This is a genomic window from Streptomyces beihaiensis, from assembly GCF_026274175.1.
In the GTDB taxonomy this organism is placed as follows: domain Bacteria; phylum Actinomycetota; class Actinomycetes; order Streptomycetales; family Streptomycetaceae; genus Streptomyces; species Streptomyces beihaiensis.
Genome location: NZ_JAPHNL010000264.1, coordinates 20,134 through 34,173, shown reverse-complemented (window position 1 = coordinate 34,173; position 14,040 = coordinate 20,134). Strand labels below are relative to the sequence as shown.

General features: G+C 72.2%; 18 protein-coding genes and 1 pseudogene. 8 read left to right on the top strand and 11 right to left on the bottom strand.

The genetic code is table 11. From position 1 onward, the window contains the following. Nucleotides 1-290 precede the first annotated feature (290 nt). Nucleotides 291-791 carry an ATP-binding protein gene (locus OFY01_RS21255; RefSeq protein WP_266602308.1) on the top strand — a complete coding sequence of 167 codons (501 nt, stop codon included), beginning with the start codon at nt 291-293 and terminating at the stop codon, nt 789-791. Nucleotides 792-1,006: 215 nt separating this feature from the next. On the opposite strand, the gene OFY01_RS21250 is transcribed toward OFY01_RS21255, so the two are convergent. After that, on the bottom strand, nt 1,007-1,306 hold the full coding sequence (locus OFY01_RS21250; RefSeq protein WP_266602306.1) for an SHOCT domain-containing protein: 300 nt from the start codon (nt 1,304-1,306) through the stop codon (nt 1,007-1,009). Between the two features lie 227 nt (nt 1,307-1,533). On the opposite strand from OFY01_RS21250, the gene OFY01_RS21245 reads away from it, so the two are divergent. The 3 genes from OFY01_RS21245 to OFY01_RS21235 all read left to right on the top strand — a co-directional run bounded on the left by OFY01_RS21245 (nt 1,534) and on the right by OFY01_RS21235 (nt 3,665). Beyond that, the gene (locus tag OFY01_RS21245) at nt 1,534-2,100 is read left to right on the top strand and encodes a TetR/AcrR family transcriptional regulator (protein ID WP_266602326.1); all 567 of its coding nucleotides are present in this window, start codon (nt 1,534-1,536) and stop codon (nt 2,098-2,100) included. 45 nt (nt 2,101-2,145) lie between these two features. Beyond that, a complete protein-coding gene (locus tag OFY01_RS21240; protein ID WP_266602305.1) occupies nt 2,146-2,730 on the top strand; it encodes a DUF4865 family protein in 585 nt (194 codons plus the stop codon). A 71-nt stretch (nt 2,731-2,801) separates the two neighbouring features. After that, complete coding sequence (locus OFY01_RS21235) at nt 2,802-3,665, top strand: phosphotriesterase family protein (protein ID WP_266602304.1); 864 nt, start codon at nt 2,802-2,804, stop codon at nt 3,663-3,665. Between the two features lie 45 nt (nt 3,666-3,710). Here OFY01_RS21235 and OFY01_RS21230 read toward each other — a convergent pair whose 3' ends face one another. From OFY01_RS21230 to OFY01_RS21215, 4 genes are all read right to left on the bottom strand, one after another. Beyond that, complete coding sequence (locus tag OFY01_RS21230; protein ID WP_266602303.1) at nt 3,711-4,967, bottom strand: ROK family protein; 1,257 nt, start codon at nt 4,965-4,967, stop codon at nt 3,711-3,713. Nucleotides 4,968-5,097: 130 nt separating this feature from the next. Further along, entirely contained in the window at nt 5,098-5,820 is a 723-nt protein-coding gene (locus OFY01_RS21225; protein WP_266602301.1) for an alpha-ketoglutarate-dependent dioxygenase AlkB family protein, read from the bottom strand. Between the two features lie 10 nt (nt 5,821-5,830). After that, complete coding sequence (locus OFY01_RS21220) at nt 5,831-6,700, bottom strand: class II fructose-bisphosphate aldolase (RefSeq protein ID WP_266602299.1); 870 nt, start codon at nt 6,698-6,700, stop codon at nt 5,831-5,833. A 110-nt stretch (nt 6,701-6,810) separates the two neighbouring features. Continuing rightward, entirely contained in the window at nt 6,811-7,695 is an 885-nt protein-coding gene (locus OFY01_RS21215; protein ID WP_266602324.1) for an SIS domain-containing protein, read from the bottom strand. A 209-nt stretch (nt 7,696-7,904) separates the two neighbouring features. On the opposite strand from OFY01_RS21215, the gene OFY01_RS21210 reads away from it, so the two are divergent. Then, a complete protein-coding gene (locus tag OFY01_RS21210) occupies nt 7,905-8,684 on the top strand; it encodes a DeoR/GlpR family DNA-binding transcription regulator (protein ID WP_266602297.1) in 780 nt (259 codons plus the stop codon). 45 nt (nt 8,685-8,729) lie between these two features. Here the strand turns inward: OFY01_RS21210 and OFY01_RS21205 are convergent, their stop codons facing one another. Next, nucleotides 8,730-9,386, bottom strand: a complete 657-nt coding sequence (locus tag OFY01_RS21205) for a DUF4360 domain-containing protein (protein WP_266602295.1) — start codon at nt 9,384-9,386, stop codon at nt 8,730-8,732. A 277-nt stretch (nt 9,387-9,663) separates the two neighbouring features. On the opposite strand from OFY01_RS21205, the pseudogene OFY01_RS21200 reads away from it, so the two are divergent. Continuing rightward, a pseudogene (locus tag OFY01_RS21200) lies at nt 9,664-9,990 on the top strand (MFS transporter); the annotation flags it as partial. A 155-nt stretch (nt 9,991-10,145) separates the two neighbouring features. Continuing rightward, nucleotides 10,146-10,394, top strand: coding sequence for a helix-turn-helix domain-containing protein (locus OFY01_RS21195; protein ID WP_266602293.1), 249 nt, complete (start codon nt 10,146-10,148; stop codon nt 10,392-10,394). Between the two features lie 85 nt (nt 10,395-10,479). On the opposite strand, the gene OFY01_RS21190 is transcribed toward OFY01_RS21195, so the two are convergent. The 3 genes from OFY01_RS21190 to OFY01_RS21180 form a co-directional block, all read right to left on the bottom strand. Beyond that, complete coding sequence (locus OFY01_RS21190) at nt 10,480-10,821, bottom strand: hypothetical protein (RefSeq protein ID WP_266602291.1); 342 nt, start codon at nt 10,819-10,821, stop codon at nt 10,480-10,482. A 212-nt stretch (nt 10,822-11,033) separates the two neighbouring features. Further along, on the bottom strand, nt 11,034-11,216 hold the full coding sequence (locus OFY01_RS21185; RefSeq protein ID WP_266602289.1) for a hypothetical protein: 183 nt from the start codon (nt 11,214-11,216) through the stop codon (nt 11,034-11,036). Continuing rightward, complete coding sequence (locus OFY01_RS21180) at nt 11,213-11,485, bottom strand: hypothetical protein (protein ID WP_266602287.1); 273 nt, start codon at nt 11,483-11,485, stop codon at nt 11,213-11,215. The genes OFY01_RS21185 and OFY01_RS21180 overlap by 4 nt, the downstream gene beginning before the upstream one ends. A gap of 211 nt (nt 11,486-11,696) precedes the next feature. Here OFY01_RS21180 and OFY01_RS21175 point away from each other — a divergent pair, with 211 nt between their 5' ends. Then, nucleotides 11,697-12,989, top strand: coding sequence for a helix-turn-helix domain-containing protein (locus tag OFY01_RS21175; protein WP_266602285.1), 1,293 nt, complete (start codon nt 11,697-11,699; stop codon nt 12,987-12,989). 1 nt (nt 12,990) lies between these two features. Here the strand turns inward: OFY01_RS21175 and cutA are convergent, their stop codons facing one another. Together cutA and OFY01_RS21165 are read right to left on the bottom strand one after the other, a co-directional pair. Further along, nucleotides 12,991-13,317, bottom strand: coding sequence for a divalent-cation tolerance protein CutA (gene cutA, locus OFY01_RS21170; RefSeq protein WP_266602283.1), 327 nt, complete (start codon nt 13,315-13,317; stop codon nt 12,991-12,993). A 181-nt stretch (nt 13,318-13,498) separates the two neighbouring features. Beyond that, nucleotides 13,499-13,906 (bottom strand): hypothetical protein, encoded by a 408-nt coding sequence (locus tag OFY01_RS21165; protein WP_266602281.1) that lies wholly within the window; start codon nt 13,904-13,906, stop codon nt 13,499-13,501. Nucleotides 13,907-14,040: the final 134 nt, after the last annotated feature.

The window sequence follows — 14,040 nt, the reverse complement described above, 5'->3', positions numbered from 1 at the left end:
AGACTGCACCGCACGGGCGCACCGGAGGGGGCGAAGCGATGGCCGGACCGGGGTTCGCGGCGCGTGGCGTCGTCACGTGCGGCGTGGCTCCCGCGTCACGGGCGTCAGTCACCGAAGTTGCACGGTCGCATCCCCTGCGTCACTCTGGTCTCACGACACTACTCAGGGTTTACCGGCGGTGACGCTGCGAACCAGCCCGCCGGGCATGCAGCGGGCGTTCCGGCACCACGCGGTCGCTCCACACGATCCGTTCTCGTCCTCTTCCGGACCTCATTCGGGGAGTCGCAGCCGTGATCAGCCAGCAGAGCAGGCATTGCACGGTGGAGCTCCAAGCCCTGCCGTCGCGGATCGGACAGGTCCGCAGAATCGTATCGGCGCAGTTGCGCTACTGGCATCTGGACGCCTTGATCGACCGCGCCGCACTCGGCGTGACCGAACTCCTGACCAACGTGCACCGGCACGCCGGGCCCGACAAGACGTGCACCGTCGAGATGAGGCTGCTGCGCGGCACCCTCACCATCGCCGTGCGCGACCACGACCCGATCCTGCCCGACGTGCGCGCACCACAGCCGTTGGACACCTCAGGACGCGGGCTCGCCCTGATCGCGGCGGTCAGCGAGAGCTGGGGCGCGTCGCCGCACGGCCACGACGGCAAGGTCGTCTGGTTCACCCTGCCCGCGACGGCCCCCGCCCCGGAGCCGTCCGCACGCCGAGTCCGCCGTGCGACGCCCGCCCGCGGCGAGGGCCACGCACCCGCCCATACTCCCGCCCGGTCGGCCGTCGCAGGCTGACCGGGCGGTGACCGGGGCCGCACGACCGCTCCCGGGCGCGTCGGACACGGCCACGGAGCACCGCCGGCGCGGCGAACCGGCGTGGGGCGCCGCGCCCGCTTACCGCACCGGCGGCGTCGCGGACACGAACGCCGTGCCGCTCCCGCGTCGGACGCTCATGCCGTCGAGGGCACGGACGGCGGCGTCGCGGGGGCCATGGCGCGGCGTCTCGCCGGTCAGGCCGCACCGCCCTTCGCGGAGCCGCCGGAACCGTAGCGGCCGAACTCCTCGTTGAGGACCGTCAGGCGGCGCCAGTACTCGTCCTCGTCGATCTCACCTGCGGCGAACCGGCGGCCGAGCACGGCGATCGGTGCGTTCTCGTCGAGGCGGGCCCCCGGCCGCCAGGGGCCGCCGCCCCCGCGGCGGAGGGTGCGACGCAGCAGAGTGACGGCGCCGACCACGACGGCCGCCCAGATCAGCGGGAACAGGAGTATCCACGGGCCGGGGCCGCCGCCGAAGTGTGCGAGGGTCTGCATCTGAGTCATCTCCCGAGTCGGTCGACATGCTGGTGGTGCTGATGACTCGAGCCTCGCGCCGACAGGGTCCCGGGGCGTCGTACGGGCAGCGACACCTCGTGTACCTCCCCGGGAGTACGGAAGCCCGCCCGCCCTGCTCGCCCTTCCCGTCTCCCTGCTACCTCCCTGCCGCCTCCCTGCCCCCTCCGCCGTCTGTAACTACTAGTATGTACGATGGCTTCATGAGCATGAGCACTCAGGAGCGTCTGATCGAAACCACCCGTGAGCTCCTGTGGGAGCGCGGTTACGTGGGCACGAGCCCGAAGGCGATCTTGCAGCGGGCGGGTGTCGGCCAGGGCAGCATGTACCACCACTTCACCGGCAAGCCGGACCTCGCGCTCGCCGCGATCCGCCGTACCGGGGAGGAGCTGCGCGCGTCGGTCGACCGCCTGCTGGACTCGCGCGAATCGGCCTACGGGCGGGTGGAGGCGTACCTGCTGCGTGAGCGTGACGTGCTGCGCGGGTGCCCCGTGGGGCGACTGACGATGGACCCGGAAGTGCTCGCCAGCGACGAGCTGCGCGCCCCGGTCGACGAGACCATCGCCTACGTGCGCGACCGGCTCGCGACGGTCGTCGAGGAAGGCGTGGACCGCGGTGAGTTCGCCGCTCACCTGGTGCCGGACGACGTCGCGGCGGCGATCGTGGCGACGGTGCAGGGCGGCTACGTCCTGGCCCGCGCCTCGGGCGCCACGGACGCCTTCGACGCCGGCGTGCGCGGCCTGCTCGCACTTCTGCGCCGCACCGACCGCGCCTGAACGAGGACTTTCCACCACCGAGACGAGAGAGGCCGGCCAGCGACGATGCACGCCATGCAGTACGAGATGACGTTGCCCGCCGACTACGACATGGACATCATCCGGAATCGAGTGGCGGCCAAGGGGCACCTGCTGGACGACCACCCGGGGCTCGGCGCCAAGGCGTATCTGATGCGGGTGCGCGGCGAGCGGGGCTCCCCGGTCAATCTGTACGGTTCCTTCTATCTGTGGGCCTCGCCGCAGGGCATGAACTCCTTTCTCTGGGGCCCCGGTTTCCAGGGCGTGGTGAACGACTTCGGTCGACCCGTCGTACAGCACTGGACGGGTCTGGCCTACGAGGCCGGGCCCGCGACGGCCACCGTGGCGCGAAGTGCCGTGCGGCGCCGCACTCCCGTCGAGCCGGGTGCCGACCTGGCGGCGACGGCCGCCGACGCGGTGGACGAGGTCACCCGACTCGCCGCCGGAGACGGCGTGTTGTACGCGGCGGCGGGGGTCGATCCGCGCACCTGGGAGCGGGTCACCTTCTCCGTGTGGGCACACGGGGCGCCCGAGGCGCCGGGTGACGTGTACCAGGTCCTGCACGTGTCGCAGCCGGAGCGCGGCCGACTGACCGCGGGCAGGCAGTGGTGAGCCGGGGCCCCGGCCGAGCCGCGGCCGTCCGGACCGTCCGGACAGTCCAAGGTGACGTCGATCCAAGGCTGTTGGGTGTAATCGACGCGCACGATCACCTCTTCTTCCGCAGCCCGCTGCTGCCCGGCCAGGAGCTGGACGACGTCGAACTCGCCAGGCAGGAGCTGGCGGCGTACGCGGCGGTGGGCGGCGGGACGGTCGTGCAGTGGACGCCGCACGGTCTCGGGCGGCGCGCCGAACGGCTGCCGGAGCTCGCCGCCGCCACCGGCGTGCGTATCGTCGCCGCGACGGGACTGCACCAAGCGGCCCACTACAGCGCGGAGTTGGCCGCCACCGCGGCCACCGACCTCGCGGCGCTCTTCGTGCGCGAACTCACCGAGGGGATCGGGGACTCCGGCGTACGGGCGGGTCTGATCAAGGTCGCCGGCGGCTTCCACGCTCTCGACGCGCACGCGCGGCGCACCATGCGGGCCGCCGCGGAAGCGCACCACGCGACGGGGGCGCCGATCGCCGTCCACCACGAGCTCGGCACCGGCGCGCTCGACGTGCTCGACCTGCTGTGCGGCGAGTTGGAGGTAGCGCCCCACCGGGTCGTCCTCGGTCACCTCAACCGCTCCCCCGACATCGTGACGCAGACGGAGGCAGCCCGGTCCGGCGCGTATCTAGCGTTCGACGGGCCGTCGCGGGCCAACCACGCGACGGACTGGCGGATGCCCGACTCGATGGCGGCGCTGGCCTCGGCCGGACACGCGGACCGGCTGCTGCTCGGCGGGGACACCACCACGGCCGGGGCCAGGTCGGTGAGCGGCGGGCCGGGAATGCCGTATCTGCTGCGCCGGGTGCGGCCGAGGCTCGAAGCCTCGCTGGGCCGGGAGACGGTGGAACGGATCCTCACCGCCAATCCGGCACGGGCCTTCGCCGTCGAGTGGACCTGAGACGGGCGGGACCGGTCGGCGGCGGCCGTGGGCCCGGCCGGCCGGTCACCTCACGGCGAGCGCCCTGAGCGGGTCGTCGAGCGCGGGCTGCCAGGCCAGTTCGGCGGCGCCGACCAGACCGTTGTGGTCGAGCGTGCACGCCAGGATGGGAACGCCGCCGCTGCGGCCCCACAGGCTGCGGTCGGCGACGACGGCCCGCAGGCGCTCCGGGGCCGCCTCGAGGAGGAAGCGGTGCAGGCCCCCCAGGATGATGCGGTCCGGGTTGAGGATGTTGACCAGACCCGCCAGGCCGAGGCCGAGCCGGTCCACCAGCACCTCGGTGGCCGCCCGTACGCCCGGGTCGTCGGCGGCGTCGTGCAGCAGGTCGCGGGCCTGTTGCAGGAGCGACCCCTCGGGGCCCGGCGCGCGCCCCGCCTCGGCGAGGAAGGCGTTCGGGTCGGCCTCGACGTCGAGGCACCCGCGGCTCCCGCAGTGGCAGGGGCGCCCCTCCGGATTGACGGTGAGGTGGCCGACCTCCAGGGCGAGGCCGGAACTGCCGGTGTGCAGGCGGCCGTCGATGACCAGGGCGCCGCCGACACCCCGGTGCCCGGTGGCGACGCAGAGCAGGTCCCGCGCGCCGCGCCCGGCGCCGTGCCGGTGCTCGGCCAGTGCGGCGAGGTTCACGTCGTTCGCGGCGAACGCCGGGACGTCGAGCCCCGCCTCGTGCACGCAGTCCGCGAAGATCCGGCGGACCGGGGCGCCGACCGGCCAGGCCAGGTGGAGCGGGTTGAGCGCGGCTCCGTCCGGCTCGGCGACGGCGGACGGGACGGCGAGCCCCGCGCCGACGCACCGCCTGCCGGAGGCCCCCAGCAGCCGGGTCCCCGCCTCGACGACCGAGCGCAACACGTGGGCCGGGTCGGGGTCGATGATCTCGCAGCCGGGCGTCGTGGCGACGATCTGCCCGCCGAGCCCGACGAGCGCCACCCGGTAGCCGTCCGCGTGCACCTGCGCGGCCAGCGCCACCGGGCCGTCCTCGGCGACGGAGAGGCGGTGCGAGGGGCGGCCCTGGGAACCGGACGCCGCGCTCGGCTTGGCATCGATCCGGATCAGGCCCAGCGCCTCCAGCTCGGCCGCGACGGCGCCCGCGGTCGCGCGGGTCACACCGAGTTCCGCGGTGAGCACGGCGCGCGTCGGGGCGCGCCCGGTGTGGACGAGTTCGAGCGCGGGTCCGAGCGCGCTGCGGCCCCGCTCGAGTCGCGGCGCCCGTACGGCACCGCCGCCCGCCGCTTGGCTTCCGTTTCCGGAGGCCGCCCTGCCGCCCATCAGCAACTCCTCGCCCAGATCACGGTCAGGAATGGTATCCGGTGCCTCTGCCGGCTCCCGGTCACCCGAACCGGCTCACCCACGCCGCTCACTCGAACCCGCTCGCCCGGGGCCGCTCACCCGCGGCCGCTCACTCGAACCCGCTCGCCCGCAGCGTGACGTTGAGCCGCCCGACGAGCCCCAGCTCGGCGGGCCCGGTCCCGCCGAGGACGCGCGGCACCCCGTGGAAGGCGAGGCGTGACGGGCCGCCGAACACGAACAGGTCGCCGCTGCGCAGTTCGACGTCCGTGTACGGCTTGGTACGGGTGTGCGGATTGCCGAAGCGGAAGACGCAGGAGTCGCCCAGGCTGAGCGAGACGACAGGCGCGTCGCACCGCTCGTCCTTGTCCTGGTGCATGCCCATGCGCGCGTGCGCGTCGTAGAAGTTGACCAGCGCGATGTCGTAGTCGTAGTCGCGGGCGCGGGCGCGGGCGCGGGCGCGGGCGAAGTCACGGTCGCGGGCGCGGGCGCGGCGGTACGCGCTCGGGTCCGGGGTCTCGCCGTACGCGTCGGACACCGCCCGACGCGCCAGACCGGCGAGGTGGCCCGGCATCGGCTTGACCGGCTGCCCGTCGCCGTCGGCGGCCACGCGTGCGTAGCCGCGCGGTGACCAGTGCCAGCCGAGCCCGAACTGCCGGGCGCTCATGGTGCCGCCCCCGGGGGTGCGGACGGTGCGAAGACCGGCGGGCGGACGAGCCCACGCCCGGCATGCCTCGACCAGCTCGCGCTGCTCGTCAGGCGCCAGCCAGTCGGGCAGGTGCACGGCGCCCGGCGCGATCTCCCGCCGCTCGCGCGGGAAGAGTGTGTCGCCCATACGGACGAGCCTATCCGCCGCGCACCACCGCGATCAGCTCGCGCACCGTGCGGGCCATCGCCTCGCGCCCCACGGTCAGATACTTGCGCGAGTCGACGGCGTCGGGGTGGGCGGCGAGGAACTCGCGGATCGCGGCGGTCATGGCGACGTTGAGGGCCGTGCCGATGTTGACCTTGCCGATGCCCCCGCGGACCGCCGCGGTCAGTTCGTCGTCCGGCACCCCGGATGAGCCGTGCAGCACCAGCGGCACGTCGAGACCGTCGGCGAGCCGTTTGAGCAGGTCGTGGTCGAGCGAGGCGGTGCGAGTCGTCATGGCGTGCGAGGACCCGATCGCGACGGCCAGCGCGTCCACGCCGGAGTCGGCCACGAACGCGCGGGCCTCCCCGGGATCGGTGCGGGCGCCGGGCGCGTGCGCGTCCAGCGGCGGTCGCACCCGGCCGTCGCGGCCGGCCTTACCGCCGACCTCGCCCAACTCGGCCTCCACCCACAGGCCGTTGGCATGGCCCCAGTCGGCGGCGGCGCGGGTAGCCGCGAGGTTCTCGTCATAGGACAGGCGTGCGGCGTCGTACATCACCGAGCCGAATCCGGCGTCGACGGCCTGCCGCAGCAGGTCGTCGCTCTGTACGTGGTCGAGGTGGAGGGCGACGTCGACCCGAGCGCCCTCGGCCGCGGCGGCGGCGGCGCGAGCCAGCGGGAGGAGCCGGCCGTAGCGGTAGCGGACGGCGTTCTCGCTGATCTGGAGGATCACGGGGGCGTCGGCGGCCTCGGCGCCCGCGACGACCGCCTCGACGTGTTCGAGGGTGATGACGTTGAACGCGGCGACGGCGCCGCGGCGGGCCGTGGCCCGCGCGACGAGCGTCCCTGTTGCTGCGAGGGGCACGGCCCCATCCCTTCTGGCGTTCTGGCGTTCTGGCGTTCTGGGCGTCCGGGCTTCCGACCTTCTGAGCTTCCGACTTTCTGGGCTTACGAGCTTCTGGGCTTCTGGCGCCGTCAGTCGGAGGTGAGGATCACGGAGCGGGTGAGGTGGCGCGGCCGGTCCGGGTCGAGGTCCTGCCGGGCGGCGACGGCGACGGCGAGCCGCTGGGCGCGGACCAGTTCGGCCAGCGGGTCGAGACGTCCCTCGATCCAGTGCGCGCCGGTCGCGGCGACCTGTTCGGCGAGGCCCTCGGGCGCCTTGCCGAACATCCAGGTGGCGGTGCCCGTCGTGGTGACGCTGATCGGACCGTGGCGGTACTCCATCGCCGGGTACGCCTCGGTCCACGACAGGGACGCCTCGCGCATCTTCAGCGCGGCCTCGTTGGCGAGGCCGACGGTCCAGCCACGGCCCAGGAAGGTGAACTGGCCGCATTCGACGAGCCCTTCGGGCAGCGGCTCGGCGAGCGCGGTGCGGGCGTCGGCGACGGCCTGTTCGCCATGGAGACCCAGGTGGGCGCGGAGCAGGGTGAGTGCGGTCGTGGCGAACCGGGTCTGCACGACGGACCGCTCGTCGGCGAAGTCGAGCACGACCAGATGGTCGGCGGCGCTGCGCACGGGCGTGTCGGGGTCGCCGGTGACGGCGGTCGTGGGCACCTTGTCCTTGAGGGCGGCCAGCAGGTCGAGCACCTCGGTGGTGGTGCCGGACCGGGTGAGCGCGACCACCCGGTCGTAGCTCCGCCCGGCCGGGAACTCGGACGCCGCGAACGCGTCGGTCTCCCCCTGCCCCGCCTGTTCGCGCAGCACGGCGGCGGCCTGCGCCATGAACCACGAGGTTCCGCACCCGACCAGCGCGACCCGCTCGCCCGGCGCGGGCAGCGCGGCGCGGTGCCCGGCGGCGAGCCCGGCGGCCCGTGTCCAGCACTCCGGCTGGCTGTTCAGTTCGTTCTCGACATGACTCATGCCCTGCCCCCACCGCGCGGTCGACTCACGCATTGCGTGCTTGCTCGTATACATGCTTGTTCCTGCAAGATATAGCGGCATTTCAAGCAGAAGCAAGCATCTGTGCGCATGGGGCTAGGGTTTGTGCGGCACGGTGACCGATGAAGTGACGGCCATGAAGTGACGGCCGATGAAGTGACGAAGTACGGCGTACGGATTGGAGGCCGCGGATGTCCCGCGACGCCCGGTGGAAGTCCCTCCTGGAACTGCTCGTCGAGCGCGGCCGCCTCGACGTGGAGCAGGCCGCCACCGAGCTGGGCGTCTCGGCGGCGACGATCCGCCGCGACTTCGACCAGCTCGCGGAGCAGCAGATGCTGGTGCGCACCCGGGGCGGCGCCGTGGTGCACGGCGTCAGCTACGAGCTGCCACTGCGCTACAAGAGCGCGCTGGGCGCGGCCGAGAAGCAGCGCATCGCCAAGGCCGTGGCCGAACTGCTCACCCCCGGCGAAGCGGTGGGCCTGACCGGCGGAACGACGACGACCGAGGTGGCGCGGGCGCTCGCGGTACGGCCCGACCTGTCCTCCGGCACGCCCGCGCTCACGGTCGTCACCAACGCCCTCAACATCGCCAACGAGCTCGCGGTGCGGCCCCAGTTCAAGATCGTACTGACCGGTGGGGTCGCCCGCCCGCAGTCGTACGAGCTGATCGGCCCGCTGGCAGACGGGGTGTTGAGCCAGATCACCCTCGACACGGCCGTGCTCGGCGTCGTCGGACTCGACGCCGAGCACGGCGCCTCCGCGCACGACGAGGCGGAGGCCGCGATCAACCGCTTGTTGTGTGAACGAGCGGAGCGCGTGGTGGTCGCCGCCGACTCCAGCAAGCTGGGGCACCGGGCGTTCGCACGGATCTGCGGAGTCGGGCAGTTGGACGTCCTGGTGACGGACACGGCGGCCGACGCCGGGGACCTGGCCCGGTTCGAGGAAGCGGGCGTGCGGGTCGTCGCTGTCTGACACGAGCGGCCGCCGGTAGGCGATGTCACGCCGCCAGGAGATGCGTCAGCTCGCCGGGCACTCCTTCCAGGCCAGGTGGTACGTCGTGTTGATGCTGCCGTCGGTGGAGTCCATCGTCATGAAGCTCGTCCTGGCCGGATCCGAGGTTCCGGCGTCCACCCGCAGCTCCGTGTTGACGTTGAAGTTCCGCTCCACCCCGCAGGGCGCCCAGACGAGTTGAGCGACGTCGGTGGTGTCGGTCGCCTCCCAGTTGTCCGAGTAGGCGCCGTCGAACTCGTGGCTCTTGGCGGCCGTGTCCGCCGAGCCCTGGAAGTAGTACGAGGCCTTCTCGGTGCCCGAGGCGCCCGGCTGCAGCGACGCGAACCCCCGGTAGTCGGCGCTCGCGATGGCGTAGGTGAAGCCCTGCGGGACGTTCACGACGAGGCTGAGCTCGCAGTTCTTGCGGAAGGCGGTCGGGTCCGACACTCCGCCGACCTGTGCGAGGTACTGGCTGTACGTGACCGTGAAGGCCGTGTTGTCCGTGGACACGGCGACGGCGGCGGTGCCCTTGGGGCAGCCGGAGCCGTTCACCGTGGCGATGTCGATGACGATCTTGTCCGGCGGCGGGTCGCGGAAGACGGACGCCTGTCTGTCCGCGTGCGCGGGAATCGCCGTCGCGAACAGAGCCGCCACGGCGCCGCTCACCAGAAGTGCACCTGCCATGGTTTTCTCCCGTCCATTGCTGCAGACCCGCCATGCCGCGCGAGCACGCTCGGGCACGACGGGGTGAGGGGTGTGTGACCGAGCAAGGGGGAACTCGATGAAGCCGCAGTGCAAAGGTGCGGATGAAACGAGCAACCGCATCGTAGAAAGCCCCGGTGCGGCGCGCCAGGCCGTCTCCGGCCAATCGACGACCCCCTCCTGGTGACCCCGCCCACACGTGCCACGTCGCCGCGCACTCCTCTTGTCCCCTTCGGGGGGGCACCCCTAACCTGACTTTGTGCCGCAAATAAACAAACTCGGGGCCGTCAGCGCCGACGTCCCCCGCGCCGCGCCGGATCTGACCCGGCTGCGCGCCGTCCTGACCGTCTTCTTCGCCCTGGACGGGTTCGTCTTCGCCGGGTGGGTCGTCCGTATCCCCGACATCAAGGACCGCACCGGTGCCTCCACGAGCGCCCTCGGTCTCGCGCTGCTCTGTGTCTCCGCCGGCGCGGTGATCACGATGACGGTGACCGGGAGGCTGTGCCGCCGCTACGGCAGCCACCCCGTCACCGTGGCCTGCGCCGTGCTGCTGGTCTTCGGCAGCGCGTACGGCGGGGTCAACGTGTGAATTGCACTAACTGAGGCGACCGGTCCACATGGACAGAGAAGCCGGCCCCGGCAACGTCTTGCGGGACATCGCCGGGGCGGGCGGCAGGGGCAGCCACGCGTGCACTGACGGTCTGCCAGAAAAAGCATCAGGGCTGGTGCTGACATGTGAACATGCGCATTTCAGTTGTGTCGGGTGCCTCGCGACACCCCGGACTGGAGCATGCAGCGGCGCCGCGAGCTGGGCGAACGCATCGGCAGCGCGCCGCCGCCCACCACACGCAGGAATCCCTCTTCGCAGCCACCGGGCTGAGCCGCAGCCACCTCCAGCGCATCGAGTCAGGCGAGGCCGACCCGCGCTACAGCGACCTGCTCACGATCGCTCAGGCGCTCGGCAAGGACGTGTCCGTCCTCAACTCCTGAGCAGCAGGAAGCCCCGCCCATCCGCCACGGGGAAGCAGACGAGCGGGGCCGAGGCGGTCACCGCTTCGGCTAACGGGTCCTCACCTCACTGTGGCGCCGACGTGAGCGCACTCAGCGCGCGCAGGTCCGCCAGCCGACGCTGATACAGCGGACCGGCAGCGTGCACGCCCCTCGCCTCGCTCGGCGTCGACCGCTCGATGAGGTGATGCGCCACCGCCTTCAGATGCGCCGACCACGAGACGACGTGCTGCTGCGCGCTCCTTCCGCACGCCTGCGGCTCCCCCGGCAGACACAGCGGCAGCTCCGGGCCGAGCTTGTTGGCTGCGTGACGGACGTAACGAGCGACAGTGAGCCAGTCCTCATCCGTCCGGCTGTCCGTGCCCCTCTGGCCCTCCCACGGGCCGAAGTCGTCGCCGTGATCATCCATGCTCGTGCTCCTGATCATCATCGCAGCGGGTCAAACCGACGCGCTGATGGTAGGCGCCGCAGCGCCGCCGTCAGCCTCCCGTGGGTCGCAGTGGGCCACCGAGGGGACGCAGGGACCGCACGGCCCGCACATCGGCAGGAACTGAGGCGGTGTGCAGCTTGCGGCACCCGGACCGTGCAGAGCCTTTTCTCTGGGCAGCCGACGGCGGGGGCCTAGCCGCGCCGCAGGCCGACCGGGGCCGTCTGCCTGGGCGGCGGCGAGAAGGGGCACACGCGGTGCCGTTCGACGACGGGCCCCGGCCCGGACGGGCTGAACACGTCGACCGTGTCTGCGGCCTCGCCCGGTCGGATCGGTTCGGCGCAGTGCCAGCAGTACCGGCCGCCCTCGGCGCTCACAGTCGCCGTCCGTCCCGCAGCGTGCGCCGCAGCTCGGCCGTCTCCGCGCACAGCGTGCCGTCGTCGACGCACTGCTCGCAGGTGGCAGAGTGCTCGACGAGCTGGGCGTGGACCATGGCGACGGTGCAGATGGTGCAGGCGCGTGGGAAGCAGCGGTAGCCGTCCTCGGCGATCCGCTCGCCGAGGTCGATACACCGGTCCGGGTCGAGCGGGTTCGCGCACCACACGCAGCGGTGACCGCGCAACTGCGCCTCCGTCAACTCATCCACGGGCGGCACATGCACGGGGAGAGCCTGAGCGTTGGCCGCAGGTTCCACCGTTCTGGGCGGGCTCGTAGTCTGTGCCATGTCGGCGCTCCTCCGCAGCGTTGGCCACGCCCCGGGAAGCGACCACCTCACCGGGGGCTGAACCTCAACCCTGCGCGCAGGCGACGCTGCTGACTTCCCTTCAGGGGGTACCCATGGTGGGTACGCTGGGTTCGTGACCGGCTACGAACCGCCCACAGTGCTGCCCCCGGAACTCCTCAAGCGGCCCGACCTGGTGGCCGCGCTCGCCGAACACGACTTCGGCACGGTGTTCGTCCTCGCACGCGCCGAGGCTGGCATCAGCTACTCGGCCATCGCCGCTGAGTGCGGCATCAAGCCGGAACGAGTGGGCACCCTCGCCCGCGGGCGCGGACGCATCACCAGCTTCGAGAAGATCGTGCGGATCGCCGACGCGCTCCGCATCCCCGGCCACATGGTGGGTCTAGCCGCCCGGCCCTGGGAGACCACACCCGAACCCGCCCTCCGGCCCGGTGCTGACCGCCGAGAGTTCCTCAAGACAACAGCCGCCGCAAGCCTCGCCGTGGGATTGCCCGACCTCACCCGGCCCACCCACACCGGCCGCATCGGCAGCGACGTCCCTGACCGGCTCCGGCGACGCACGGCCCGCCTGCGGCGCCTCGACGATGTCCTCGGCGGCGGCGACACCTACCGGACCTACCTCGGCGAATACCAGGACACTCGGGTCCTTCTCCGCCGGGCCTCGTACAGCGAGGAGACCGGCCGCGGCCTGCTGTCCGTGCTCGCCGAACAGGCACAGCAGGCGGGATGGGCCGCGTTCGACGGAGGCCGCCACGCCGAGGCCCAGGGACTGTACGAGGCCAGCCACCGGGCCGCCGTCGACGCGGGAGACGACCAGCTGGCAGGAAACGCCCTCGCCCACGTCGCCTACCAACAGCTGCCCCGAGACCGGCAGGCCGGAGTCCAGACCGCGGCCCGCTCGTGCGCGACCGCCGGACCCGACGCGGCACCCCAGGTGCGCGCCCTGCTGTACGAGCGGCTCGCATGGGCGCACGCCGTCGCGGGCCAAGCCGACGAAACCGAACGCGCCCTGAGCGCCGCCCGCGACGCGCTCGCCGACGTCGACGACGCACCGCAGCCAGACTGGGCATCCTGGGTCGACGAGACCGAGCTACAGATCATGTCCGGCCGCTGCTGGACCGTCCTCCGCCGCCCGCTCCGTGCCGTGCCAGTCCTTGAGGAGGCGCTCGCCCAGTACGACGACTCACACGCCCGCGACAAGGCGCTGTACCTGTCGTGGCTCGCCGACTCCTACCTGGCCGCGAGCGAACCCGAACAGGCGGCCGTGATCGCGGGCCGCGCGCTCGACCTGGCGACCGGCGTCGCCTCAGTCCGGCCCCGCGCGCAGCTGGAGCCAGTACTGCAGCGACTGGGCGAACATCGGGCGCTGCCCGCGGCCGCCGATGTGCTGGAGCGGGCGTGCGGTTGACCTACTTGGCCGGGGTCGTGTTAGCGGTGATCCAGCGCAAGCAGCCCTCGGACCCGGCCTCAAGCGCCACGGCGGCGATCTCCGGGTTCTGCCACGGGTGGTGCTTGAGAAGGTGCGCCTCGAGCTCGGGGTAGCGGGCTCGGGTGGTCTTCAGCAGCAACTGCCATTCCTCACCGGTGCCAAACTCCCCGTCGTGCCAGAACGCGGAGGTGACGGGGCCGATGATCTGGGCTCCGGCGGCGAGCCGCTCGGCGACAACGGTGCGGGCGAGTTCGACGGCCTGCTCGCGGGTGGGGGTAGCGGTGGACACCTGGAAGAAGTCAGCCATGCGCGGAGGCTATGCGGTCCAGCGGACATGACGAAAGCCCCTCCCGGCCCGCAGGCCGAGAGGGGGTGGGGCTGATCGTTTCGTCGCGTCAGGATGTGCATCAGGAACCACAGGGCGAACGAGTACCACACCACCGCGAGCACAGCGGCGCACGTCCGCGTAGACGCTGGCCTTGGCCATGTCAGGTGTCCGCTGCCTTCAGCGCCTGTTCCACGAGGGGTCCGTCGAGCTTGGGGATGAGCAGGTCGCGGGGGCCTTCTGCCGTGTCGAGGTGGAACGATGCCAGCTTCCAGCGCCCGGGGGACTTGGCCGGGCAGGGGATGAGGGCGAAGGGCGGGCGGAGCACCACGGGGCGTCTGCCGGAACGGTGCCACGTGATCGGTTGCCCGTGGGTGAGGTGGAGGTAGCCGAGTTGGCGGCAGGCAGAGCCGCCTGCGATGGCTCGCGAGAAGCAGGACACCGTGAGCGTGGTTCCGGCGAGGAAGTCGTCGCGATCTCTCGTTGGTGAGGGGCGCTTGATCCATAGCCAGCGAAGCAGCACGTCAAAGAAGGTTTGCGTCCCCGCTGCGCGCCGGATATTCGAACTCATGGCTGCCGAGTGTGACAGTCCATCGGCATGGCGGACAAGAGCCGTCATCGACCTCACGGAGCCAACGTCATGAGACACCACACATAGGGTCTGTCCGGCGGATTGTGGCGGGGTCGCAAGCCCTGGCACGCGGG

Bases quoted from the DNA above. Each gene is read 5' to 3' on its own strand.
- OFY01_RS21250 (WP_266602306.1), bottom strand. From the start codon at position 1,306: ATGCAGACCCTCGCACACTTCGGCGGCGGCCCCGGCCCGTGGATACTC.
- OFY01_RS21245 (WP_266602326.1), top strand. From the start codon at position 1,534: ATGAGCACTCAGGAGCGTCTGATCGAAACCACCCGTGAGCTCCTGTGG.
- OFY01_RS21240 (WP_266602305.1), top strand. From the start codon at position 2,146: ATGCACGCCATGCAGTACGAGATGACGTTGCCCGCCGACTACGACATG.
- OFY01_RS21230 (WP_266602303.1), bottom strand. From the start codon at position 4,967: ATGGGCGGCAGGGCGGCCTCCGGAAACGGAAGCCAAGCGGCGGGCGGC.
- OFY01_RS21225 (WP_266602301.1), bottom strand. From the start codon at position 5,820: ATGGGCGACACACTCTTCCCGCGCGAGCGGCGGGAGATCGCGCCGGGC.
- OFY01_RS21215 (WP_266602324.1), bottom strand. From the start codon at position 7,695: ATGAGTCATGTCGAGAACGAACTGAACAGCCAGCCGGAGTGCTGGACA.
- OFY01_RS21210 (WP_266602297.1), top strand. From the start codon at position 7,905: ATGTCCCGCGACGCCCGGTGGAAGTCCCTCCTGGAACTGCTCGTCGAG.
- OFY01_RS21205 (WP_266602295.1), bottom strand. From the start codon at position 9,386: ATGGCAGGTGCACTTCTGGTGAGCGGCGCCGTGGCGGCTCTGTTCGCG.
- OFY01_RS21195 (WP_266602293.1), top strand. From the start codon at position 10,146: ATGCGCATTTCAGTTGTGTCGGGTGCCTCGCGACACCCCGGACTGGAG.
- OFY01_RS21190 (WP_266602291.1), bottom strand. From the start codon at position 10,821: ATGGATGATCACGGCGACGACTTCGGCCCGTGGGAGGGCCAGAGGGGC.
- cutA (WP_266602283.1), bottom strand. From the start codon at position 13,317: ATGGCTGACTTCTTCCAGGTGTCCACCGCTACCCCCACCCGCGAGCAG.
- OFY01_RS21165 (WP_266602281.1), bottom strand. From the start codon at position 13,906: ATGAGTTCGAATATCCGGCGCGCAGCGGGGACGCAAACCTTCTTTGAC.